General features: G+C 38.7%; 19 protein-coding genes and 1 tRNA gene. 14 read left to right on the forward strand and 6 right to left on the reverse strand.

Annotated elements, in window-relative coordinates; all coding sequences use genetic code 11:
• Positions 1 to 12: 12 nt before the first annotated feature.
• From F598_RS0102245 to rfbD, 5 genes are read left to right on the forward strand one after another with little or no spacing between them, the layout of a single operon-like run.
• The gene (locus F598_RS0102245; protein WP_019037392.1) at positions 13 to 1707 is read left to right on the forward strand and encodes a DUF6909 family protein; all 1695 of its coding nucleotides are present in this window, start codon (positions 13 to 15) and stop codon (positions 1705 to 1707) included.
• Positions 1708 to 1719: 12 nt separating this feature from the next.
• Complete coding sequence (rfbB, locus tag F598_RS0102250) at positions 1720 to 2730, forward strand: dTDP-glucose 4,6-dehydratase (protein WP_019037393.1); 1011 nt, start codon at positions 1720 to 1722, stop codon at positions 2728 to 2730.
• Between the two features lie 9 nt (positions 2731 to 2739).
• On the forward strand, positions 2740 to 3594 hold the full coding sequence (rfbA, locus tag F598_RS0102255) for a glucose-1-phosphate thymidylyltransferase RfbA (RefSeq protein WP_026302463.1): 855 nt from the start codon (positions 2740 to 2742) through the stop codon (positions 3592 to 3594).
• Entirely contained in the window at positions 3595 to 4143 is a 549-nt protein-coding gene (gene rfbC, locus F598_RS0102260) for a dTDP-4-dehydrorhamnose 3,5-epimerase (RefSeq protein WP_019037395.1), read from the forward strand.
• Entirely contained in the window at positions 4140 to 5000 is an 861-nt protein-coding gene (rfbD, locus tag F598_RS0102265) for a dTDP-4-dehydrorhamnose reductase (RefSeq protein ID WP_019037396.1), read from the forward strand. The genes rfbC and rfbD overlap by 4 nt, the downstream gene beginning before the upstream one ends.
• A 107-nt stretch (positions 5001 to 5107) precedes the next feature.
• Here the strand turns inward: rfbD and mfd are convergent, their stop codons facing one another.
• The 3 genes from mfd to F598_RS0102280 form a co-directional block, all read right to left on the reverse strand.
• Positions 5108 to 8473: a transcription-repair coupling factor gene (mfd, locus tag F598_RS0102270; protein WP_019037397.1), complete on the reverse strand. Its 3366-nt coding sequence runs from the start codon at positions 8471 to 8473 to the stop codon at positions 5108 to 5110.
• A 62-nt stretch (positions 8474 to 8535) separates the two neighbouring features.
• Positions 8536 to 8712 (reverse strand): hypothetical protein, encoded by a 177-nt coding sequence (locus F598_RS15410; RefSeq protein ID WP_169334097.1) that lies wholly within the window; start codon positions 8710 to 8712, stop codon positions 8536 to 8538.
• Positions 8713 to 8761: 49 nt separating this feature from the next.
• On the reverse strand, positions 8762 to 9535 hold the full coding sequence (locus tag F598_RS0102280; protein ID WP_019037399.1) for an O-methyltransferase: 774 nt from the start codon (positions 9533 to 9535) through the stop codon (positions 8762 to 8764).
• Positions 9536 to 9616: 81 nt separating this feature from the next.
• Between F598_RS0102280 and F598_RS15415 the strand changes: the two genes are divergently transcribed.
• Complete coding sequence (locus F598_RS15415; protein WP_169334098.1) at positions 9617 to 9778, forward strand: hypothetical protein; 162 nt, start codon at positions 9617 to 9619, stop codon at positions 9776 to 9778.
• On the opposite strand, the gene F598_RS0102290 is transcribed toward F598_RS15415, so the two are convergent.
• Positions 9775 to 11649 carry an ABC-F family ATP-binding cassette domain-containing protein gene (locus tag F598_RS0102290; RefSeq protein WP_019037401.1) on the reverse strand — a complete coding sequence of 625 codons (1875 nt, stop codon included), beginning with the start codon at positions 11647 to 11649 and terminating at the stop codon, positions 9775 to 9777. The genes F598_RS15415 and F598_RS0102290 overlap by 4 nt on opposite strands.
• Positions 11650 to 11810: 161 nt before the next feature.
• On the opposite strand from F598_RS0102290, the gene F598_RS0102295 reads away from it, so the two are divergent.
• Both F598_RS0102295 and F598_RS0102300 read left to right on the forward strand, forming a co-directional pair.
• On the forward strand, positions 11811 to 12803 hold the full coding sequence (locus F598_RS0102295; protein WP_019037402.1) for an aspartate-semialdehyde dehydrogenase: 993 nt from the start codon (positions 11811 to 11813) through the stop codon (positions 12801 to 12803).
• A gap of 133 nt (positions 12804 to 12936) precedes the next feature.
• The gene (locus tag F598_RS0102300; RefSeq protein ID WP_019037403.1) at positions 12937 to 15066 is read left to right on the forward strand and encodes a prolyl oligopeptidase family serine peptidase; all 2130 of its coding nucleotides are present in this window, start codon (positions 12937 to 12939) and stop codon (positions 15064 to 15066) included.
• A gap of 361 nt (positions 15067 to 15427) precedes the next feature.
• Here the strand turns inward: F598_RS0102300 and F598_RS0102305 are convergent, their stop codons facing one another.
• Positions 15428 to 16861 (reverse strand): YfcC family protein, encoded by a 1434-nt coding sequence (locus F598_RS0102305; protein ID WP_019037404.1) that lies wholly within the window; start codon positions 16859 to 16861, stop codon positions 15428 to 15430.
• 428 nt (positions 16862 to 17289) lie between these two features.
• A tRNA-Phe gene (locus F598_RS0102310) sits at positions 17290 to 17362 on the reverse strand.
• 95 nt (positions 17363 to 17457) lie between these two features.
• On the opposite strand from F598_RS0102310, the gene F598_RS0102315 reads away from it, so the two are divergent.
• The 6 genes from F598_RS0102315 to F598_RS0102340 are packed head-to-tail and all read left to right on the forward strand — an operon-like array spanning position 17458 to position 22864.
• On the forward strand, positions 17458 to 18192 hold the full coding sequence (locus F598_RS0102315; protein WP_019037405.1) for a type III pantothenate kinase: 735 nt from the start codon (positions 17458 to 17460) through the stop codon (positions 18190 to 18192).
• Positions 18192 to 19442 carry a BamG family beta-barrel-assembly machinery protein gene (bamG, locus tag F598_RS0102320; protein ID WP_019037406.1) on the forward strand — a complete coding sequence of 417 codons (1251 nt, stop codon included), beginning with the start codon at positions 18192 to 18194 and terminating at the stop codon, positions 19440 to 19442. Before F598_RS0102315 ends, bamG begins: the two co-directional genes overlap by 1 nt.
• A 12-nt stretch (positions 19443 to 19454) precedes the next feature.
• A complete protein-coding gene (locus F598_RS0102325; RefSeq protein WP_019037407.1) occupies positions 19455 to 20825 on the forward strand; it encodes a tetratricopeptide repeat protein in 1371 nt (456 codons plus the stop codon).
• 1 nt (position 20826) lies between these two features.
• Positions 20827 to 21384 carry a hypothetical protein gene (locus tag F598_RS0102330; protein WP_019037408.1) on the forward strand — a complete coding sequence of 186 codons (558 nt, stop codon included), beginning with the start codon at positions 20827 to 20829 and terminating at the stop codon, positions 21382 to 21384.
• Positions 21384 to 21575 (forward strand): hypothetical protein, encoded by a 192-nt coding sequence (locus F598_RS15785; protein WP_019037409.1) that lies wholly within the window; start codon positions 21384 to 21386, stop codon positions 21573 to 21575. The genes F598_RS0102330 and F598_RS15785 overlap by 1 nt, the downstream gene beginning before the upstream one ends.
• Positions 21575 to 22864: a hemolysin family protein gene (locus F598_RS0102340; RefSeq protein ID WP_019037410.1), complete on the forward strand. Its 1290-nt coding sequence runs from the start codon at positions 21575 to 21577 to the stop codon at positions 22862 to 22864. The genes F598_RS15785 and F598_RS0102340 overlap by 1 nt, the downstream gene beginning before the upstream one ends.
• The last annotated feature ends 118 nt before the right edge of the window (positions 22865 to 22982 follow it).

Raw genomic sequence — 22982 nt, forward strand, 5'->3', positions numbered from 1 at the left:
AATAATAAAGATATGACAGAACCTTTAAATATAGGAAGAAATAGAGCGCAGGAAAGCACCAACGCCATAGAGCGCATGTACATTACCATGCGTCACCTTTTTATTAGGGGCTTTTATAAGCCTATGGGGGTTTCCGGAGAAACTCTGAGGGAGGCTTTACTCACACTTAGACCAGAAATTTACGGGACGATTGCCGAGTCCAAAGTAGAACTGAGTGGCCTTCAGTATATTATTGAAAGGCTTCCTGAAGGTATTGAGGAATGTAGCTTTATCAATCTTACCAGTGATGAAGGCTATTCTAATTCTCACTTTAAGCCTATTATACCTCCTAAGCGTCGCCGAAATTGCTACAGGATAGATGAGGAGCAGATGAATATTGAAATTACTCGAGGACGTTCAGAAATTTATGATATTCTGACTCACCTTACTTTTATGTTCATAGAGTCTCATAAAATCATGCAGGCGGTAGTCATCAACGAAGCAGGACAAACCTCAAGAGATTGGGTTAAGTTGACAGCAGCAGTTTCTAAAGAGGGAGATTTAACCCAGAATGAAAGAGAAATTGCCATAACCCACACCGCCAACATACTGGGACGAACTTTTGCAGAAATCAATCAGGTATACGATCGCTTTGCAACCAAAGACAATCCTAATAAATTCTTGCATCTGATTCATAGTCTCGGAAAACTGGCTATTCGTGAAGCGGTTCATGGTGATAAGCGTGTCATCACTTTTAGCCCTATCGTAAGAGAGCGTCTGGGTCATCATATCCACGGCGAAGTCTGGGCTAACACCATTAAAAAGACATTACATCAACATGATTTATTAAAAAGAAAAGTTCATATTATCAGTGCAAATATGCACTCTGTCATGAATACCCTCTTTTCGCCAATTGCACTTGAAGATACACTCAAAGAAAAATCAAATTTTCAAGTCTACGAAGAGTTGAGTAGCCCCAAAAATGTGAAACTAAGGAAAACAGTAAACGATAAGGCGCTTGAAGAAGGCATGATCGAACTAAAAGATAATAGTGGAACGAATATCGATGTTCAGATTTTTGATCTTGCTAAACTAAGTCACTACAAAGGGAATGCTGAACTTCATGGAAAAGAAGATGCTCCCGTAATTATTGTGATGGATTATGCTTTTGGTGAACAAGCTTACGAAACTATGGATGAGCTTTTGAAACCTTATAAAGTCGAAGACAAGCAAACCTATATGAATGTGGATTCTATTTCCATTATGGGTAAAGCTGGTATTCTACAAGGAGGTAAAGGAGATTTAATGATACCGGATGCCCATTTATTTGAAGGTACGGCAGATAATTATCCGTTTCCTAACGAATTAAAAACCTCTGACTTTGAGGGTCAAGGCTTGGGAGTCTACGATGGATCTATGGTTACCGTATTAGGAACTTCGCTACAAAACAAAGACTTATTGAAATTCTTCCACGACTCCACCTGGAATGTGATCGGTCTTGAAATGGAAGGAGCCCATTATCAAAAGGCGATACAGGCAGCTGCCAAATTAAGAGGTAATATATCAGATCAAGTTAAATTAAGGTATGCGTATTACGCCAGTGATAATCCGTTGGAAACTGGAAGTACTTTAGCCTCGGGCGGATTAGGAACTGCAGGGGTGAAACCTACTTACTTAATCACAGAGAAGATCCTTGAGCAAATATTTAATAACGCTACACAAGAATAAAAATCAAAATATATGAAAACTGTATTAGTCACTGGTGGGGCCGGTTTTATAGGATCTAATTTCCTAAATCTTTATGTTCCTAAAAAGGAATACCACTTTGTTAACCTTGATAAACTGACTTACGCCGGAAACCTAGATAATGTTGAAGTTTCAGATCATGAAAACTACACATTTATTGAAGGTGATATTTGTGATACAAGACTCTTAAGCGAATTGTTTTCTCAGTACAAATTCGAATATGTATTTCATTTTGCGGCAGAGTCTCACGTCGATAACTCTATTACCAACCCCGATGCGTTTATAAAAACCAACATTACTGGGACCTTTAATCTGCTTCATCAGGCCTATAGCCTATGGATGAAATCACCGTTTCAACTTAAAAAAGAATTTGAAAACGCTAGGTTTCTTCATGTGTCTACCGATGAGGTTTACGGCACCCTTGAAGATGACGACAGCTTGTTTACAGAGGAAACCCCCTATGCTCCAAACAGTCCTTATAGTGCCTCCAAGGCCTCATCAGACATGATAGCCAGGAGTTATTTCCATACTTATGGATTTCCTGTAGTCACCACTAATTGCTCCAACAATTACGGACCTCACCAGCATGATGAAAAATTAATACCTACCATCATACGAAAAGCCATTCAAAAACAGCCTATCCCCATTTATGGTGATGGTAAAAATGTAAGAGACTGGCTCTATGTCGATGACCATTGTAAAGGAATTGACTTGGCTTTACATGAAGGCAGACTGGGTGAGACTTATAATATTGGTGGTAAAAACGAAAGACAAAATATTTACATCGCCAGCAAAATTTGCGAAATCTTAGACGACCTAAGACCAGAGCAAGCGCCTCATAAAGAGTTGATAGAATATGTAACAGACAGACCCGGACATGATTTCCGCTATGCGATTGATGCTTCCAAAATTGAAAATAATTTAGGATGGAGTGCCAATGAAACTTTTGAAACTGGTATTCAAAAGACCGTAAAATGGTATCTTAACAAATATAATAAACTATAAACCTGTCTTATGAAAGGAATCGTATTAGCAGGAGGCTCTGGAACTCGATTACACCCTCTAACTCTGGCTGTGAGTAAACAATTGATGCCGATCTACGACAAGCCGATGATTTACTATCCCTTGTCGACGTTGATGTCGGCGGGAATAAGAGAGATTTTAATTATATCTACCCCCAACGATTTACCACTTTTTGAAAAGCTCCTAGGAGATGGTACTGACCTTGGTTGCAAATTTGAATACGCAGTTCAGGCTGAACCTAATGGACTGGCAGAAGCTTTTGTGATTGGAGAAGAATTTATAGGAGATGACAAAGTGGCTTTAATCCTAGGAGATAATATTTTCTATGGAACAGGCCTGGAGCAGCTACTGCAAGACAATACCAATCCAGATGGAGGTATCATTTATGCTTACCACGTTCACGATCCAGAACGTTATGGTGTGGTCGATTTTAACGAACGAGGTCAGGTCATTTCAATCGAGGAAAAACCAAAACAACCTAAGTCCAATTACGCAGTTCCAGGGATTTATTTCTACGATAATGACGTAGTTAATATTGCAAAATCAATTAAGCCTAGTGATAGAGGAGAGCTTGAAATTACTGATGTTAACAATGCCTATCTTCAACGCGGTAAATTGAGCGTGAGTATTCTTGATAAAGGGACGGCCTGGCTGGATACTGGAACATTCAATTCTCTAATGCAGGCTTCACAATTTGTAGAGGTCATCGAAGAACGCCAGGGCCTTAAAATTGGTTCTATTGAAGAAACGGCTTACAAAATGGGCTTTATCTCTAAAGATCAATTGCATAACATTACAGAGCCCTTTTTGAAAAGTGGCTATGCTAAAAATATAAACCCAAAGTAAATGACCGTTAAGCCAACCCCGCTCAAGGATTGTTTTATTATAGAACCAAAAGTTTTTAAAGACGAACGTGGAAGCTTTTTTGAGAGCTTCAATTATAATACGTTTAAAAAACACACAGGTTTAGACATTGACTTTGTACAGGACAATCAGTCAATTTCACAATATGGAACTATTCGTGGCCTGCATTTTCAAACGGGCGAATTTTCTCAAGCTAAACTGATACGGGTCGCTCAAGGTAAAGTTTTGGATGTAGTGGTTGATATGAGGCCAAATTCAGAAACTTACCTCAAACAATTCAGTTATATTTTGACAGGAGAGAACAATCACCAATTGTTTGTTCCAAGAGGTTTTGCGCATGGTTTTGCCTGTTTGTCTTCTGAAGCTATTTTCGTTTACAAATGCGATAATTATTATCATAAAGCTTCTGAAAGCGGTATTTCATATAAGGATGAAGCCTTAGCTATCGATTGGCATATTCCGAAGAAAGAGCAGATCGTTTCAGATAAAGATCAAAATCTTCCAACCCTTGACTCTTACTTAAACTCATGAGGATATTAGTGACAGGAGCCAACGGCCAATTAGGTAAATGCCTTCAAAAGCACGCGGATAAGTTTCAGGACTTTGAGTTTTTATTCGAGTCTTCACAAACCTTAGACATTACTTCCCACGAACAATTGGGAACTTACTTCAGCTCAAAAAAAATTGATTATTGTGTTAACTGTGCGGCTTATACCAATGTGGAAGCGGCAGAAGAAGAAAAAGACTTAGCTTTTCAGGTTAATACTGAAGCAGTTGAATCACTTTCGAAACAATGTAAAGCTTCTCACACCAAACTTATTCACATCTCTACTGATTATGTATTTGACGGTTTAAAACTGAGTCCGTATTCAGAAACAGATTCAGTAAATCCTATTAATGTATACGGGGACTCTAAGCTTCAGGGGGAAGCAATGATTTCTGAACACTTGGAACATTATTTTATTCTAAGAACGAGTTGGCTCTATTCTGAATTTGGCCACAACTTTTTTAATACCATCCTGAAGAAAGCTAATGAAGGAGCAGCATTGAATATCACCACCGAGCAAATCGGTACGCCTACCAATGCCAACGATCTGGCAAGATTTATTCTGAATTTAATTCAGTCCCAGTCTGATGCGTTTGGATTTTACCATTATAGCAACACGGGCGAAGCAACTTGGTATGACTTTGCCAGACTTATCCTGGAAGAACAACAATTGGACAAAGAAGTAAATTTAAAAGCGACGTACTCTTATCCAACCAAAGCGAAACGTCCTAAATTTAGTGTACTAGATAAGTCCAAAGTTGAAGAGATTTTCAAATGTAAAGTCCCTCATTGGCGAGAAAGTCTGGTTGGTCTATTGAAGGAAGAGGAGTGGACTGGTTGACCAGTTGACCAGTTTACCAGTTTACCAGTCTACCAGTACAATCCGCTTTAATTTTAAAAAACAACGATTGAACAAAATTTTATTTACAGTTTATCTACTTAGAAGATTTAGGGTAAGATTTCCTCTTTTTGCTCCAGGGGTTGCAATAGTTGCAAAGCTTTATCAACTGAGTTTACATTGTCAAAAGTAAGGAGTAATCTCAGTCCGTTTCTGGTTTCTTTTTCCTTCATTTGGCACTGTCTTGGACGAGCCTGAACGTAGGTGAGGATGTCTCTGAAGCGTTTTGAATTATAAAATCCGGAATCCTGATTAGATAAGAAATAGCCTATCATTTTTCCTTTTTTCAAGACCAATTTTTCTAAGCCAGCACTGGCAGCAATCCACTTTAAACGGACACTATTTACCAAATCTTGCGCTTCTTTTGGGAGCTCTCCAAAGCGATCCTTTAGTTCGTCTTCAAATTTCTGAAGCTCGGTTTCATCTGAAATGCCATTGAGTTTGGTGTAGAGGCTCAATCGCTCCTTGATGCTGTTGATGTAATCGTCTGGAAACAGAATCTCAAAGTCGGTATCGATCTGAGCATCTATCACGTAGACTTTATCCTCTTCATTTTCTTCATCCTGATAAACCTCCTTAAACTCATTGTCTTTCAGCTCCTGTATAGCTTCGTTAAGAATCTTTTGGTAGGTATCAAAACCAATATCGCTGATGAAACCGCTTTGTTCTCCACCAAGCAAATCTCCTGCACCCCTTATTTCAAGGTCTTTCATGGCAATGTTTATCCCGCTTCCTAAATCTGAAAACTGTTCCAGGGCCGTTAGACGTTTTCTGGCGTCATCGGTCATCATCGTCATAGGAGGAGTGATGAGGTAGCAAAAGGCTTTTTTATTGCTTCGTCCAACCCGACCTCGCATCTGGTGTAAGTCGGACATGCCAAAATTATTGGCGTCGTTAATCAAAATAGTGTTGGCATTGGTCACATCCAAACCACTTTCAATAATCGTGGTGGACACTAAAACATCGAACTCATTGTTCATAAACCTAAGCATCAGGTCTTCCAGTTTCTTGCCTTCCATCTGTCCATGACCTATTCCTATTTTGGCATCGGGAACCAAGCGCTGAATAAGTCCCGCTACTTCTTTGATATTTTCTATTCTGTTATTGATAAAAAAGACCTGGCCGCCTCTTTGAATTTCATATGACACCGCATCTCGAATCTGATCTTCAGAAAACCGAATCACATGAGTTTCTATCGGGTAACGATTGGGAGGTGGGGTTTTGATAGTAGATAGATCTCTCGCGGCCATTAAGCTAAACTGAAGCGTTCTTGGAATCGGCGTGGCCGTCAATGTAAGGGTGTCTACATTGGCCTTGATGGTCTTTAGCTTGTCTTTTACAGAGACGCCAAATTTTTGCTCTTCGTCAATGATTAAAAGTCCAAGGTCTTTAAACTTTACCGCTTTATTCACCAACTGGTGAGTGCCAATTACAATATCTACACTACCGTTTTCCAAGCCTTCCAACACGCCTTTGCGTTCTTTAGCTGTTCGGAATCGGTTGAGGTAATCCACGGTCACAGGAAATTCGGATAAGCGTTCCGAAAAGGTTTTATGATGCTGAAATGCCAGGATGGTAGTAGGTACCAAAACAGCGACTTGCTTTCCATTATCTACCGCTTTGAAGGCCGCACGAATCGCTACTTCAGTTTTACCAAAACCTACATCGCCACAGACCAGTCTGTCCATAGGTTGTTCCTTTTCCATATCGGATTTCACATCCTGAGTAGCAGTACTTTGGTCTGGTGTATCTTCATATAAAAAAGAGGCTTCCAGCTCATGTTGGAAATGAGAATCTGGACCATATTGAAACCCTTTCTCCAAGCGTCGCTTGGCGTAGAGCTTGATCAAATCAAAAGCCACCTTTTTTACCCTGGCTTTGGTTTTTTTCTTTAAGCTTTTCCAGGCTTTGCTTCCAAGTTTGTAAACCTGAGGGGGCTTACCGTCTTTTCCATTATATTTTGAAATCTTATGCAGGGAATGGATGCTGAGGTAGAGGATGTCTCTATCGCCATAAATCAATTTGACAGCTTCCTGCATTTTGCCCTCTACATCAATTTTTTGAAGTCCGCCAAACTTTCCAATCCCATGATCGATATGGGTCACATAATCTCCAATCTCGAGACTGGTTAATTCCTTTAGTGTGATCGCTTGTTTCTTGGCGTAACCATTCTTCAAATGAAATTTATGATATCTGTCAAAAATCTGATGATCGGTATAACACACCAGCATATTCACTTCATCGATGAAGCCCTGGTGCATGGAATGGACTAAGGTCTTATAATGTACAGCCTGTTCTTGATCTTCAAAAATATCCTTGAAACGCCTAGCCTGCTGGTCGCTGGTGCAGAGAATGATATTTTCGTAGCCCTTTTCATGCTTTGAATTTAAATCCTCGATGAGCAAATCGAATTTTTTGTTAAACGAGGGCTGCGGAGTTGTAGGGTAAAGGATGGTTTCTTTAGGACTAAGTAAAGCCTGAGTTCCAAATTCAACCACTGTGAAATCAAGCAATTGTTTTTTTAGTAAAGATCCTTTGCAAAACAATTCATCGGGTTTACTGTGCTTTATGTCTTCCGAAAGTTCTGAAAAAGCTTTTTCAGCTTTAGAGAAAAGCGTGTCTAAAGTTTGAGTCAGTACATCCACATTTTTGATAAATACAGTAGTGGAATCTCTGATGTAATCTAAAAAAGATTGTCTGACTTCATCCAGCTGTTTTTTCTCCACATTGGGCATGATGTCGATCCGTTTCTTTTGCGTGGTAGACAATTGAGTTTCTACATCAAAAGCACGAATACTATCCACCTCATCACCAAAGAATTCAATCCTATAGGGCTCATCGTTACTAAATGAGAACACATCAATGATACCTCCTCTCACCGAAAATTCTCCAGGTTCTGTTACAAAATCGACACGTTTAAATTTATATTCAAAAAGGACTTCATTGACGAAATCCAGTGAAAGTTCGTCGTTCAGTTTTATTTTAAGGATGCTACGGTCCAACTCCTTTTTGGTGACTACCTTTTCAAAAAGGGCTTCGGGATAGGTAACAATAATGGACGGCTTTTTTCTGGAATTGATACGGTTGAGTACTTCCGATCTCAATAAGACGTTTGCATTGTCGGTTTCTTCAATTTGGTAAGGCCTTCTGTAACTTCCTGGATAGAATAGCACATTTTTTTCGTCGACCAGCTGTTCGAGATCATTGAGGTGATAGGCTGCTTCTTCTTTATCATCAAATATTAAAAGAAAAGGACTTTCGGAGGCATGAAATGCATCGGCCTGTACGAAGGAAGTGGCGGAACCGATAAGGCCTTTGAGATGGATTTGAGTACGTTCACTAGAAACCAGTGTTTCTCTTAGCTCTAGTAGAGCGGGGTGTTTTGAGATCTTCTCTGTGAGTTCAGCTTTTGTCATTGCGCGCAAAGATACTAGAAAAACTCAGATTTTCAGGAGAGATCTATCGCTGTAAAGCCTTTTTAATCTTCCTTTTTGTTTTGTTTTTTCTCGTAAAAATTCCTTCTAAAATTCCTGTTTTTTCTATCGTATCGCTTCGTCCTATTGCGTTTGTTATTCAACAAAACCAAAAGAAATAGAATCGAAATCATCACAATAACGATGATGAATTGCATATCTGGTGAAAATTGATCGAGCATAAACTTAGATTATGCTGTAAACATAGTCAGTTTTCAACAAAAGTGAAAATTATACCCGGATTACAAAATGCTGTTTTACCTGTTCTTTTCTAAAAAAAACAAGTCCCCACTGGAAGGTGTCGATTGTGACTTGGACCTCCTGATGTGCTTTTATCATCTCCCAGGCCTTCTCCATTGATGGCGACCAGTGGATATCATCAAAAATAAACAAGGTATCATTATGTTTGTGCTTCAAGAGACTTTCAAAGTAGCTTAATGTGGCTTCACCATCATGGTGCCCGTCGATAAAGACTAAGTCGAATTTTTCTTCTGATTTTAGCTCCACTAGACTTTCAGCAAAAGAAGAATTAACTGAGGTTATTTTAGTTAGTTTCAACTTGTCAAATTGGCGTTGAGCAAATACTGAAGTCGCCGAACACGCCTCGATAGTTTTTAAATCTACTTTTTCATTTCCAGCAATGCTTACACTTCCTAATCCAATGGAGGTGCCTAGCTCCAAGGCATTTTTTACAGAAAGATAATCGACCAAGCGAATCATTAGCCGAGCTCGTTTTCTGGATATCGAAACGTACTTTGCTATCTTAGACACAGGCCTCACGCTGCCTTTAAAAACTTTTGACCCAGCCCCAACATCTTCAACTTCAAGAATTTCTTCCGAACTTAGAGCTTGTTTTTGCACGGTGTCCCAAAGCTTATAAACTTTTAAATCATCTCTGTTGTAAAAACATCTTGTAATTAAATGATAGACAAAAGGGGAGTGGATGCCGTGCTGATTTTTGGAATGCCACAAAAATTTTAAATAGGCTTTTGCTTTAAACCACATTCTGTTTAAGTTGATTTTAACTGACAAAAATCATACTTTTTGAAGCATCATCAGCGTAAAATTGTAAAAAAATTTACAGACATGCTTTTACAAACAATATTCGTTAATTGGTCCAATGGTGCCTTTATCATGACGGCTATTTTTGGCTTGGTGATCGCTAGCTTGGTAGGTTTTGTGATCTATTATATTTCTAAAGCCGCGAAGAAAGAACGAGAAGAAAAGCAAAAAAAGGAAAACGCTTAAGCTTCCATTTTCATCGATAATTCAAACCACTGCTCCGTTTTATCTTCTAACTCGTTAGAGAGATTTTGAAGCTCAATGGTTTTCTCCTTAATTTGTTCGGGAGTCAAATCTTTTAAAAATTCGGCTTCTAGCTTTTCTTTTTTCTTTTCCAGAGTGTTGATCTCTTTTTCCAGTTTTTTATACACTTTTTGCTCGTTAAAGCTGAGCTTGTTTTTAGGATCTGTAGTTGGCTTGGATTTCGTGGTGCCAGCATCTGAAGAAGACTGACTGCTTTCTTCATACTTTGCTTCCAGCTCCAGGGCTTTCAACTCTCGGTAATCTGAATAGTTTCCAGGGAAATCAGTGATTTTACCTCCCCCAAATACAAAGAGATGATCTACGATTTTATCCATGAAATACCTGTCGTGACTCACGACAATCAAGCAGCCGGGGAAGTCCAGGAGGAAATTCTCCAGCACATTCAGCGTTACAATATCAAGATCGTTGGTCGGTTCATCCAGAATCAAAAAGTTAGGATTCTGAATCAAAACCGTACAGAGGTAAAGCCGCTTTTTCTCACCACCGCTCAGTTTTTCGACAAAATCGTATTGCTTTTTACGGTCAAATAAAAACTTCTCCAGCAGTTGAGAAGCCGAGATTTGCCGTCCTTTCGCTAAGGGTATGTAGTCTCCATAGTCCTTAATGACATCAATTACTTTCTGGCCCTCTTTAGCCTGAATACCCCCCTGGGTGTAGTAACCGATTTTTAAAGTTTCTCCATGAACGACTTTACCCTGGTCTGGGGCGATGCCACCGGTTAACACGTTTAAAAACGTAGATTTTCCTGTTCCGTTTTTACCAATAATTCCGATGCGCTCATTCTTTTTGAAGATGTATTCAAAATTTTTAAACAAGGTTTTGTCCTCAAAGCTTTTGGAAATATTGTGCATCTCCAACACTTTGGAACCGAGCCGTTCCATATTGATTTCCAGCTCGACTTTGTGGTCATTCCGGCGTTTGCTGGCGCGTTCTTTTATTTCTCCAAAGCTTTCTATTCTGGATTTGGACTTGGTCGTTCTTGCCTTCGGCTGTCGTCTCATCCAGTCTAGCTCTTTTTTATAGAGTTGCTTGGCTTTGGCCGTCGTGGTTTGCTCTACTTCAATACGTTCGGCTCTTTTTTCAACATAATAACTGTAGTTGCCTTTATAGCTATAGAGCGTTTTATCCTCGAGTTCTAGGATATGGTTACAGACTCTGTCCAGGAAATACCGGTCGTGAGTCACCATAAATAAGGTTAGATTTTCACTCCTCAAAAACTCTTCCAGCCACTCAATCATTTCCAGATCCAGGTGATTGGTGGGCTCATCTAAAATCAGTAGGTCAGGTTTTCCAAGTAACAAGTCGGCTAAAGCCAGGCGTTTCTTTTGTCCACCAGACAGGTCGCCAACTCTTTTGCTGAGGTCGTCTAACTTTAGTTTGGATAAGATTTGCTTGTAAGTAGTTTCAAAATCCCAGGCCTGTTTGGCCTCCATCTGGTCGAAAGCTTTTTGATAAGCTTCAGTATCATCTGGATTTTGAAGAGCCTTTTCGTAGGCGTTGATAATGCCAAGAATTTCATTATCAGAAGAAAGGATGGTCTCCTCAATACTTAATGTGGGCTCCAAATCAGGTTCCTGGGGTAAAAACCCTACTTTCACTCCTTTTCTGTAAACTACCTGCCCGCTATCAGGCGCTTCTTTGCCCGAAATGATATCTAGTAAGGTGGTTTTACCTGTTCCGTTTTTGGCAATTAAGGCTATTTTCTGTCCCTGGCTTATACCGAATGAAAGGTTGTCAAACAATTCAAGCATGCCATAAGACTTAGAAACTTCTTCTACTGATAAATAATTCAAAGCGTATAATTTTTTGCAAAAGTACTTAAGTCGAGCTGAACAAACTAATTCTCCGATTCAGAGGTTGTTAATAGACTCTATATTATTTCAAAAACCAGTATTTACTTCTTTTATAAAGATTATTTTTGCGGCTTTATAACCTTAAATTAAAGCAAATTCAAATGAAAGTAGCTGTAGTCGGTGCTACCGGGATGGTAGGCCAAGTCATGCTCCAGATTTTAGCGGAGCGAAATTTTCCTTTAACTGAGTTAATTCCAGTGGCCTCCGAAAGGTCTGTTGGTAAACCCATTACTTATAAGGAAAAAACTTACAAGATTGTAAGCCTTGCAGACGCAGTGAAACGAAAACCTGAAATCGCCTTATTTTCTGCTGGAGGCGACACCTCCACAGAATGGGCACCGAAGTTTGCTGAGGTTGGTACTACCGTGATCGATAATTCTTCGGCCTGGAGAATGGATCCTACCAAAAAACTGGTTGTCCCCGAAATCAACGCTTCAGAACTTACTAAAGAGGATATGATTATTGCTAATCCTAATTGCTCTACAATTCAATTGGTCATGGCTTTACAGCCTCTTCATAAAGCTTTTCAAATCGATAGAGTAGTGATTTCTACCTATCAGTCGATCACAGGAACCGGAGTTAAGGCTGTCGAGCAGCTAGAAAACGAATACGCTGGTAAAACCGGTGAAATGGCCTATCCTTACCCTATTCATAAAAACGCTATTCCGCATTGTGACGTCTTTATGGATAATGATTACACCAAAGAGGAGATGAAATTGACTAATGAAACCAAAAAAATCTTATCAGACGATAGTGTGAAAGTAGCAGCTACTGCGGTGAGAATTCCTGTGGTTGGTGGACATTCGGAATCGGTGAACATCGAATTCAAAACCGCCTTTGAAGTTTCTGATGTGAAAAAACTACTAAGCGAAACCGATGGTATTACGCTTCAGGATAATCCTAGTGTGAATACCTATCCGATGCCGATTTATGCTGAAGGTAAAAACGATGTCTTTATTGGTAGAATTCGTAGAGACTTCACCCGAGACAATGCGCTTAACCTGTGGATTGTTTCTGATAATTTAAGGAAAGGAGCAGCTACTAATGCAGTTCAAATCGCCGAATTCTTAGTAGATACTCGCTTTAAAGCATAACCGACATATACGGAGTAATGTAAGCGCCTTTCCTGTTTATTTGAAAGGCGTTTATTGTATCAGAATTACACATTAAAACGAGAGAGTGATATATTTTTGAGGTTTATTTATATTTACTTCAAAATATAATCCTATGAAACAAATTCTCATGCCTGTTGCAGCAGCCTGTTTTTTGGCTTCCTGTAGCGAAGGCGAAAAAAATCAAGCCACATTGACCTATCCCGAAACCAAACAAGTCGATACGGTAGATGCCTATTTTGACACCGAAGTAAAAGATCCTTATCGCTGGTTAGAAAATGACCGAAGTGACGAAACTGGAGAGTGGGTGAAAGCTCAAAACGAGTTAACCTTTGGTTATTTGGAAAGCATTCCTTACCGGGATTCTTTAAAAGAGCGTTTATCTGAAGTCTGGAACTATGAGAAGATTGGGGCACCATTTAAAAGAGGAGAGTATACTTACTTTTCTAAAAATGATGGTTTACAGAATCAGTATGTGTATTACCGCTATAAAAATGATGAATCTCCAGAGGATGCAAAAGTCTTTTTAGACCCTAATACCTTCAGCGAAGATGGAACCACCTCTATGGCAGGCATGAGCTTTACAGAAGATGGTGAGTTGCTTGCCTATTCCATTTCTGAAGGAGGAAGCGATTGGAGAAAAATTATCATTCTTGACGCTGAAACTAAAGCACAAAAGGGAGATACGATTGTAGACGTCAAATTCAGTGGAATTTCATGGAAAGGAAACGAAGGCTTTTATTACTCTAGCTACGATAAACCAGATGGCAGTGAGCTGTCCGCGAAAACAGATCAACATAAATTATTCTACCATAAACTAGGTACTTCTCAAGATAATGATTTATTGATTTACGGGGGAACAGAGGAAGAAAAACACAGGTATGTGTCTGGTGGTGTAACCGAAGACAATCGCTATCTAATTGTTTCTGCATCTAAATCTACTTCTGGAAACCGTTTAATGATCAAAGATCTAACTCAGGACAATTCAGAATTTGTCGATGTTGTCGATTCATACGATAATGATGTTTCTATCATAGAAAACGAGGGTAGTAAGCTTTTTATCGTGACCGACATGAACGCGCCTAACCGTAAGATCGTAACCGTAGATGCCAGCGCTCCTCAACCTGAAAACTGGGAGGGTTTTATTCCGGAAACCGAGCATGTGCTTTCCCCGTCTACAGGAGCTGGGTATTTCTTTGCTGAATATATGGTAGATGCCGTATCGCAAGTCAAACAATACGATTATGAAGGAAATTTAGTGAGAGAGGTTGAGCTTCCAGGCGTTGGTTCTGTTGGTGGTTTTGGAGGAAAAAAAGAAGCTGATGCTCTCTACTTTTCATTTACTAATTATACCACTCCGGGAACCATCTACAAATTCAATCCTGAAGATGGCTCTGCCGAGGTCTATCAAAAGCCAAACATCGACTTTGATACTGAAGCTTACGAGAGCAAGCAAATTTTTTATACGTCTAAAGACGGCACTGAGATTCCGATGATCATCACCCATAAAAAAGGAATTGAGCTTGATGGTACAAACCCTACCATGCTATATGGTTATGGAGGCTTTAATATTTCTTTGACGCCTTCGTTTAGCACTGCTAACACCGTTTGGTTAGAAAACGGAGGAATTTATGCTGTGGCCAACCTACGTGGTGGTGGTGAATACGGCAAAGAGTGGCATGATGCAGGCATTAAAATGAAGAAGCAAAACGTATTTGATGATTTTATTGCTGCGGCAGAATACCTTATTGATGGAAAGTATACGTCGTCAGAAAAATTAGCCATCCGCGGAGGGTCCAACGGAGGACTTTTGGTAGGCGCAACTATGACGCAACGCCCAGACTTGATGCAGGTCGCCTTACCAGCAGTAGGAGTTTTAGATATGCTACGTTATCACACCTTTACCTCAGGTGCTGGATGGGCTTACGATTACGGAACGTCAGAAGATAATCCAGAGATGTTTGAGTATCTCAAAGGTTACTCACCATTACATAACGTCAAAGAAGGAACTGAGTATCCTGCAACTCTAGTGACTACCGGAGATCACGATGACAGAGTAGTACCAGCACATAGTTTTAAATTTACTGCAGAATTACAAAGCAAGCAGGCTGGTAGCGACCCAACTTTGATTCGTATCGAAACCGATGCAGGTCATGGAGCCGGAAAACCAACTTCTAAAATCATTCAGGAATACGCTGATATTTTTGCCTTTACTTTTTATAATATGGGCTACGAGGAATTATAAGCAATTTCTAAGCTATAAAAAATCTCCTGTTGATCTCAACAGGGGATTTTTTTATACCTATAATTTAATGCTGCCTTTTAGAGTTTAGTTGTATCCTAAATTTATAATGAATGATAGCTATTTCGGATTATTAAAAATTCTGTCAATTCGAGTGAATTTCACAAGTGAAATGAGTGAGATTTGTATCGAGAATAAGAATTTTTCGATATGAATAAGTTCTCGATACGATCCCGATATTCGTAGGAATCACTCGAAATACAGTTTATATACCTCACAATGAACAACTTGTTATGAAGCTTTTGTTTCAATGTCTTTTATGGTAATTGAGCTTTCTAAATCTTCCATCTGTAAGTTTTAAACCTTAATAACCCATAAGGACTGCAATAACTATGAACACCAGGGCTAAAATCATAACGACAATAAATAGGGTAAAAATGAATTTAAGCCATTTTTGATAGGAAACTCCAGCCATTCCTATCATAGCCATCAGTATTCCGTTGGTAGGGATAATAAGATTGGAAAGTCCGTCGCCGAGCAGGTAAGCCAACACGGCCGTTTGCCTTGATATTCCTAAAATATCGGACAGTGGTGTCATCAAAGGCATTGAGACTAAGGCCTGACCAGATGCTGATGGGATAAAGAAATTCAACAAGGTTTGAAAAAACAACATGCCTTCCGCTGCAAAGACTGTCGGAATAGTCAACAGTGCTTCACTGGAATGATACAAGATTGTATCAATAATCATCCCTTCTTCAAGAACGACAGAAATACCGCGAGCTATCCCTACGACTAGTGCAGGCACAATCATGATTTTAAGGCCCTTGGTAAAGGCCTTCATCAACTCATCGCCAGACATTCCTGCTATCATGGCGATAACGATGAGCATCCCTATAAAACACCCACTCATCTCAATCAATCCCCAGCCTATCAACTGAACAGCAAGGAGTATGGCGGCATAAGACAAGACAAAGAAAAGTAGAATGTAAATATGCTTTAGTTCCAATTTCCCTTTTTCAAACGACCCAAATTCAGCTAAATTAAAGTCATCATTATTCATCGATTTCATAGAGGGGTTTTTCTTAATTCTATTACCGTAGCGAATGATGAAGTAAAAACCAACGCCTGCATACACTAAGTAAATGAAGAATCGAAACCCCATACCCGAACCAATGGGGAGCTCTGCGATTATTTGTGAGATTTGGACCGTAAAGGGGTTGGTCACCCCAGAACTCCAGCCTAAAAAAAGAGGTATACTGATGAGGGCGAAACCAAAGAGGCGATCGTATCCTAAACTCTTAGACAAAAACAAAAAAATTGGAATCAGGGCGATAGATTCACCTAATATCCCCATAAAAGAAGATGCAGAAAAGACCGTCATATAGACCAGGAACAATAGTAGTTTTGGCTTGTTTTTGAACTTTGCAATCAGTGCAAATAAAAACGCATTAATAGCTCCAGTGTATTGGACAACTGTAAACACGGAGCCAATTATAAAAAGATAAAAGACAAGTACGGCCGAGTCTGCAAGTCCTTTTGGTATGGCGCTAAAAGTGCCTAATACAGAAACAGGTGAGGATTTACCTTCTACGGTCTCGTTCACCAATGCAGCTTGTAATGAGTAATTTTTTGGAATCTCTTTGTAGCTGTCAGGTACAATAACTGTTTGTGTTAGTTCACCATAGTCTTTTTGTTCTCGCTCAAAACTTCCGCTGGGTATGACATAGGTTAGCAAAGAACAACTAACAATAATCCAAAAAAGGAAAATAAAAATATGAGGGATTTTAAAACGCTTCACCAGAAGTTTCTTAGTTAAAATGCAGCTGAGGTCCTACGCAGAGCTAATCTTACATTACGTAGCGATAAACTTACACATTTGAATCACGCCAGATAGAACATATTGTTTTAGACTTATCTATTTTAGATATTTTTTTGGAATTCTTTAGCCTGGAATCGATTAGGAAGCTTTGTCTAAATAATTTTTAATTACAAATCTATACACGTTTTATGGGAGTGGTGATTTTCAAAACTAAATGAAGCTGTCTCAAAATATGAAAATCATGAAGATTTTGAGACGGGACTTTTTATGTAATTGCTCTAATTTTTAGAGCTTTAGGAGAATCAGGAACCGATCTTTGTTGAGAATACCTTGCTAGATATAGTTATAGACATTTTAAGCTGAAAACAAAAAAAAACCTCAACGAGTGAACGTTGAGGTTTAAAAGGTGGTGCCTCCAGGAATCGAACCAGGGACACAAGGATTTTCAGTCCTTTGCTCTACCAACTGAGCTAAGGCACCAGTTTTATTGCGGGGGCAAATATAAAACCATTATTTAATTAAACAAAAGAAAAGATGAAATATTCTTATCCTTATCTTTGAGCTTTAATTTAAGTATGAATCTAATCGTTGATATCGGCAATTCACAGGCGAAGCTCGCTGTGTTCAATGCCGATGAACTTATTCTTAAACTTACCTTAGATCATCAGGATCTGGAAGATCAGATTCAGGATCTAATCAACAATCCTGACTTTCATCTCCAAAACGCTATTATTTCTTCTACTGCTAAGCCTTTTCCTAAACTTGAGGACTTTCTCGCAAGTCATTTAAAGGTAATAAAATTTTCGCATGAAAGTCAGCTCAACTTCATCAACACTTACACCACACCTGCTACACTTGGTCTGGATAGGATTGCACTTGTTGCTGCTGCCTCTGGTGAGTTTCCAAAGTCCAATGTTTTGGTGATCGATGCAGGCAGCTGTATTACCTATGATTTTATAGACCAAAATTCCAAATACCATGGTGGAGCGATCTCTCCTGGTTTACAAATGAGGTTTAAGGCTATGCATACCTTTACAGGAAAATTACCCTTGATCACCGAAAGCGTTCAAGACTCTAATTACATTGGTAAATCGACTAAAAAAGCGATGCAAATTGGAGTTTTTAAATCCATTTGCTATGAAATAGATGGATATATTGACGATTATCTTGCTGATTATGAAGATTTAACAGTGGTTTTAACAGGTGGGGATTATTATTTGTTGTCAGCATCTATAAAAAATAGCATATTTGCGACTCCTAATTTTTTATTGAAAGGATTAAATAAAATTCTACAACTCAACTCAAATTAATGTTCACAAGGTTTACTCTATTTGTCTCGATAATTTTATTTGGTGTCACTTCTGTATCAGCACAGGAAGGCTCATCATCACCCTACTCTTTTTTAGGAATAGGTACCAAAGCCTTTAGAGGAACTGTAGAAAACAGATCCATGGGTGGCCTTTCTACACTGGGAGATTCTATTCACCTTAATTTAAGAAATCCTGCGGCCTATTCAGACTTGAAACTGACTACTTTTACTGCCGGAGGTACTTACAATAATGTAAACTTGGAGACAGAGTCCGCTTCTTCCAACTTAGATTATATAACCCTAGATTATGTAGCCATAGGCCTTCCTTTTAATTTATTAGGCGTAGGTTTTGGTGTGAAGCCAAAAAGTGCAGTAGGATACGAATTAGAAGAGGTAACGACTACCCGAATTTCCAGATTTGATGGAAGGGGTGGGGTCAATACGGTTTATTTTTCTGTAGGCTTTGAGCCTCTTAGAAACTTAAGGCTGGGTGCCACAGCAAATTATAATTTTGGAGATATAGAAAATAAGGCCCTTCTGATTAGAGATGGCGTTCAGTTTTCTTCCAGGGAAACAAATTTTACCGATATCAGCGGTCTTTCTTTTGATGCAGGTGCGCTTTACGATTTGGACATCACTGATAAACTAACGCTTAAAGCTTCGGGGAGGTATGAAGCAGGTTCATCTCTAGATGTAAGCAGGAGGAGAGAACTAGCGACTATTCAATTTGGGCAAAATGAAGCAGAGCTTGTAGTTGAACAATTTGAAGCAGAAATAGAAGACTCTCAAATTGAATTGCCAGAGATGTATGCCTTTGGTCTTGGAATAGGTCAGGATAGAAAATGGTATGCAGGACTGGAGTATGAAAACTATTCCGCAGGTGATTTTTCAGCTTTAGCTTACAATTTTGGTCCCGAGGTAGTCCAAAACGAATCCAATGTGTTTAAATTTGGAGGATATTTTATTCCAAGGTATAACGACCCTGTAAGTTACTTTAAACGAATCGTTTACAGAGCAGGAATGAGGTATGAAGAAACAGGATTGGAGTATCAGGGACAGGATATAAACGAGTTTGGCATATCATTTGGTTTAGGTTTACCTGCCGGTCGGGTATTTACCAATGCCAACATAGGAGTTGAATATTTTGAAAGAGGGACAACAGATAACGGGTTAATTCAGGAAAACTTTATTAGCGTTTTCATGAGTTTCTCTTTTAACGACAAATGGTTCATTAAATCTAAATATAATTAAATACTTAAAATTATGAAGTCTAAAATTGCTTTTACACTTTTAGGAGTATGCTTCGCTTTCAACGTGGCTAGTGCTCAAGATTGTAATGTGACACTGAGTTTGTTTAACGAAAGTGCCAAAGTCAATAACTTTAGCGATGCTTACCCTAAATATAAGCAGTTGTTAGAAAACTGCTCAGATGCCAACATTTTGATTTATCAACGCGGAGAGAAGATGCTGGAAGGAATGATTGATGATGCTGAAACTAAAGAACGAAAAATGGAATTGGTTCAGGAATACATCGATAACCAAATGATGCGTCTGGAAAAGTTTCCACAAAAAACAAAGAAAGGAGATGTCTATTCTGACATCGCCATGATCAAGTACAAAAATGAAGTTGGAACTCTGGAAGACAGATTAAAAGCGTTTGAAGATGTTACGGAGGCGGACAAAGCGAATTTTGCATCTCCTGTTGCCATTTACGCTTATTTTAGAATCGCCAATGAGCTTAATGATGCAGGTAAAAGAGATATTCAATTCTTATTTGATAAGTATGACGAGGTAATCGACTTGATCGAAACTCAAGAGAACGAAAAGGCTGCTGAAGCCAGACCACTTATCGAAAAGCAAGAAGCACAGGAAGAGTTGACCTCAAGAGAATCTAGAATCCTTAAGAATTCTGAGATCTACTTGAGAAACTACACTAAGATTAAAGGCAGTGTGAATTCTTTATTAGGATCTAAAGCCGATTGTGATAACTTAATCCCTCTATATAACAAAGATTTTGACGAGAAGAAGTCTGATGTCAAGTGGTTAAGAAATGCTAACGCCAGATTATCGGCAAAAGACTGTACAGAAGATCCTTTGTTCTTCAAAGTATCTGAAGCCCTTCACAAAATGGAGCCATCGGCAAACTCTGCTTATTCTTTAGGTCAGTTAGCAGAAGCTGAGGGTGATAGAGCTAAAGCCCTAAAATACTTAAACGAGGCAGCAGAGCTAGCTAAAGATAAATCTAGAAAATCTAGAATTTACTATAGAATCGCCAATAACTATAAGGCTCAGGGAAGTTATTCTCAGGCGAGATCTTACTACAGAAGAGCATTGGACAACAAGCCATCTATGGGTGTAGCTTATTTAAAAATTGCAGAAATGTATGCGAAAAGTGCCAACAATTGTGGAACATCTGTCTTCGAGAAAAGAGCGGTGTACTGGTTGGCAGCAGATTATGCGAAAAGAGCTGGTCGTGTAGATCCTTCTCTAAGTTCAACTGTATCTGCAACTGTAGAAAGTTATCAAGGTAGAGCGCCACAAAAATCTGACATCTTCCAGGAAGATGCTGCAGGTAAGAAAATATCATTTTCAAACTGTTGGATTGGTGAGAGCGTGACGGTTCCAAACCTTTAAAATGACATTGAATCACTCAGTTTATTTAAAAAGCATTGCTGTAGTTTTATTTACAGCAATGCTTTTTGCTTGTGAAGGAAATCTCCAGAACGTTAAAGACATGGAGAAAGACTTTCTTGAGCCCCAATCTAAAGTTTACGATCTTAATTTGTTCTATACAGACAGTGGAGCTGTGAAAGCCAACTTAAGAAGTCCCGTCATGCTGGATTATTCCAATAGAACATTTCCCTTTCGAGAATTTCCAAAAGGCATCGAGTTGGATTTTTTTGAAGCCGACTCTAGTAAAAATACGGTGTATTCAGATTATGCCGTTCAATATTTAGAAACTGGCCTCATTGACCTGAGAACCAATGTGAAAATCGTCACCTCAGACAGTACAATCTTAACAGGACCTCAGTTATATTGGGATCAACAGCAGGAATGGTTATTTACCGACTATTCTTATAATTTACAACTTCCTAACGGAGCTAGAAACCAGGGCGAAGGGTTTGATTCCGATCAGAAATTTAGTACTTTTAATTCCAGATCCAATACAGGAATCCAATACATAGAAGAGTAATGAAGTTTTTCAAATATTTTGAGTTTGCTTATATAGCCTTTGCTATATTTTTTATCATAGAAGCTATTCGCGTATGGGCAGAAAGCGAAAGCAGAGCTTATCTTTACCTTTTCTTCTCTGTAATAGCTGTGTTTATGTTTTTTTTCAAAAGAAGATTTCGAAAAAAAATTGAAAATAAAAACAACAAGTAATGAGCTCTGAAGTCCTCATTATTATCTTGTGTTTACTCCTTTCGGCTTTTTTTTCTGGAATGGAAATAGCCTTTGTCTCCTCCAATAAAGTTCATATTGAGCTTCAGAAAAACAAGACAGACCTCATTGCGAGTGTTCTCAAAACCTTAACCAAAAAGCCATCAAAGTTTATCGCTACGATGCTTGTTGGTAACAATATAGCTTTAGTTGTTTACGGGTTTTTTATGGGAGACCTCATTATGAAATGGTTTACAACTATGCAGCCAGTTCAAAATGAATTTCTAAGTTATCTCATCACGGATGCCAGCCTATTTACACAAACTTTAATTTCTACATTAGTCATCCTCTTTACTGCAGAGTTTCTTCCTAAAGTGTTTTTCCAGATTTACGCTAACGTCTTGCTAAAGGTATTTAGTCTTCCTGCCTTTGTATTTTATTACCTTTTTAGCTTTGTCTCCAGCTTTGTGATTTGGGTATCTGATATAATTCTTAAAAATATTTTCAAGATTGAAGGCGATAAAGTTCAGCTCAATTTCAGTAAGGTTGAACTTGGGGATTACATCAATGAACAAATGGAAACCTTAGAGTCTAAAGAGGATGTTGATTCTGAGATCCAAATCTTTCAAAACGCTCTTCAGTTTTCAGATGTGAAAGCTCGTGAAGTGATGATTCCTCGTAATGAGATTGTTGCTGTAGATATATCTGAAGACACCAAAAATCTAACTGAAATCTTTACAAAAACCGGGCTATCTAAGCTTCTGGTTTACAAAGAAAGCAACGATGATATCGTTGGCTACATCCATTCTTTCGAAATGTTTCGACAACCTAAAGATATACAGAGTATATTAATGCCAGTAGTATTTGTACCAGAAACCATGTTGGTGAAAGAGATTTTAAATTCGTTAATCAAAAAGCGAAAAAGTATTGCTGTAGTGGTAGATGAATATGGTGGAACAAGTGGTATGATGACCGTAGAAGATATTGTTGAAGAACTTTTTGGGGAGATTGAAGATGAGCACGACTCCGTTATTTTGGTTGAAGAAATTATTAGAGATAATGTGTTTAAATTTTCTGCAAGACTGGATGTGGATTACATCAACGAAAAATATGATTTAAACCTTCCTGAAAGTGAAAACTACGAAACTTTAGGAGGGATGATCGTTAACACCACAGAAGAAATTCCCGATGAAGGCGAAGAGGTGCGCATAGATCATTTCACCATAAAAATTATTGAGGCTTCTAATAAAAAAATTGAACTCGTATCTGTGAAGGTGGACACCGGTGAATAGCGTTCAAAATAGAAGTCTTTTCCTCTTGTCCAGATGTGTTTTTCTACTTTGTTAATTGAAATAAATATTTTGAACAACAAGGTTTTATATATGGGCTAATTATCTTATTTTCGCCCCC

Origin of the sequence: Psychroflexus tropicus DSM 15496 (assembly GCF_000378765.1) — a bacterium.
GTDB lineage: Bacteria > Bacteroidota > Bacteroidia > Flavobacteriales > Flavobacteriaceae > Psychroflexus > Psychroflexus tropicus.

Coding starts and splice junctions, on each gene's coding strand:
- F598_RS0102245 (WP_019037392.1), top strand. CDS start 13: ATGACAGAACCTTTAAATATAGGAAGAAATAGAGCGCAGGAAAGCACC.
- rfbB (WP_019037393.1), top strand. CDS start 1,720: ATGAAAACTGTATTAGTCACTGGTGGGGCCGGTTTTATAGGATCTAAT.
- rfbA (WP_026302463.1), top strand. CDS start 2,740: ATGAAAGGAATCGTATTAGCAGGAGGCTCTGGAACTCGATTACACCCT.
- rfbC (WP_019037395.1), top strand. CDS start 3,595: ATGACCGTTAAGCCAACCCCGCTCAAGGATTGTTTTATTATAGAACCA.
- rfbD (WP_019037396.1), top strand. CDS start 4,140: ATGAGGATATTAGTGACAGGAGCCAACGGCCAATTAGGTAAATGCCTT.
- mfd (WP_019037397.1), bottom strand. CDS start 8,473: ATGACAAAAGCTGAACTCACAGAGAAGATCTCAAAACACCCCGCTCTA.
- F598_RS15410 (WP_169334097.1), bottom strand. CDS start 8,712: ATGCTCGATCAATTTTCACCAGATATGCAATTCATCATCGTTATTGTG.
- F598_RS0102280 (WP_019037399.1), bottom strand. CDS start 9,535: ATGTGGTTTAAAGCAAAAGCCTATTTAAAATTTTTGTGGCATTCCAAA.
- F598_RS15415 (WP_169334098.1), top strand. CDS start 9,617: ATGCTTTTACAAACAATATTCGTTAATTGGTCCAATGGTGCCTTTATC.
- F598_RS0102295 (WP_019037402.1), top strand. CDS start 11,811: ATGAAAGTAGCTGTAGTCGGTGCTACCGGGATGGTAGGCCAAGTCATG.
- F598_RS0102300 (WP_019037403.1), top strand. CDS start 12,937: ATGAAACAAATTCTCATGCCTGTTGCAGCAGCCTGTTTTTTGGCTTCC.
- F598_RS0102315 (WP_019037405.1), top strand. CDS start 17,458: ATGAATCTAATCGTTGATATCGGCAATTCACAGGCGAAGCTCGCTGTG.
- bamG (WP_019037406.1), top strand. CDS start 18,192: ATGTTCACAAGGTTTACTCTATTTGTCTCGATAATTTTATTTGGTGTC.
- F598_RS0102325 (WP_019037407.1), top strand. CDS start 19,455: ATGAAGTCTAAAATTGCTTTTACACTTTTAGGAGTATGCTTCGCTTTC.
- F598_RS0102330 (WP_019037408.1), top strand. CDS start 20,827: ATGACATTGAATCACTCAGTTTATTTAAAAAGCATTGCTGTAGTTTTA.
- F598_RS15785 (WP_019037409.1), top strand. CDS start 21,384: ATGAAGTTTTTCAAATATTTTGAGTTTGCTTATATAGCCTTTGCTATA.
- F598_RS0102340 (WP_019037410.1), top strand. CDS start 21,575: ATGAGCTCTGAAGTCCTCATTATTATCTTGTGTTTACTCCTTTCGGCT.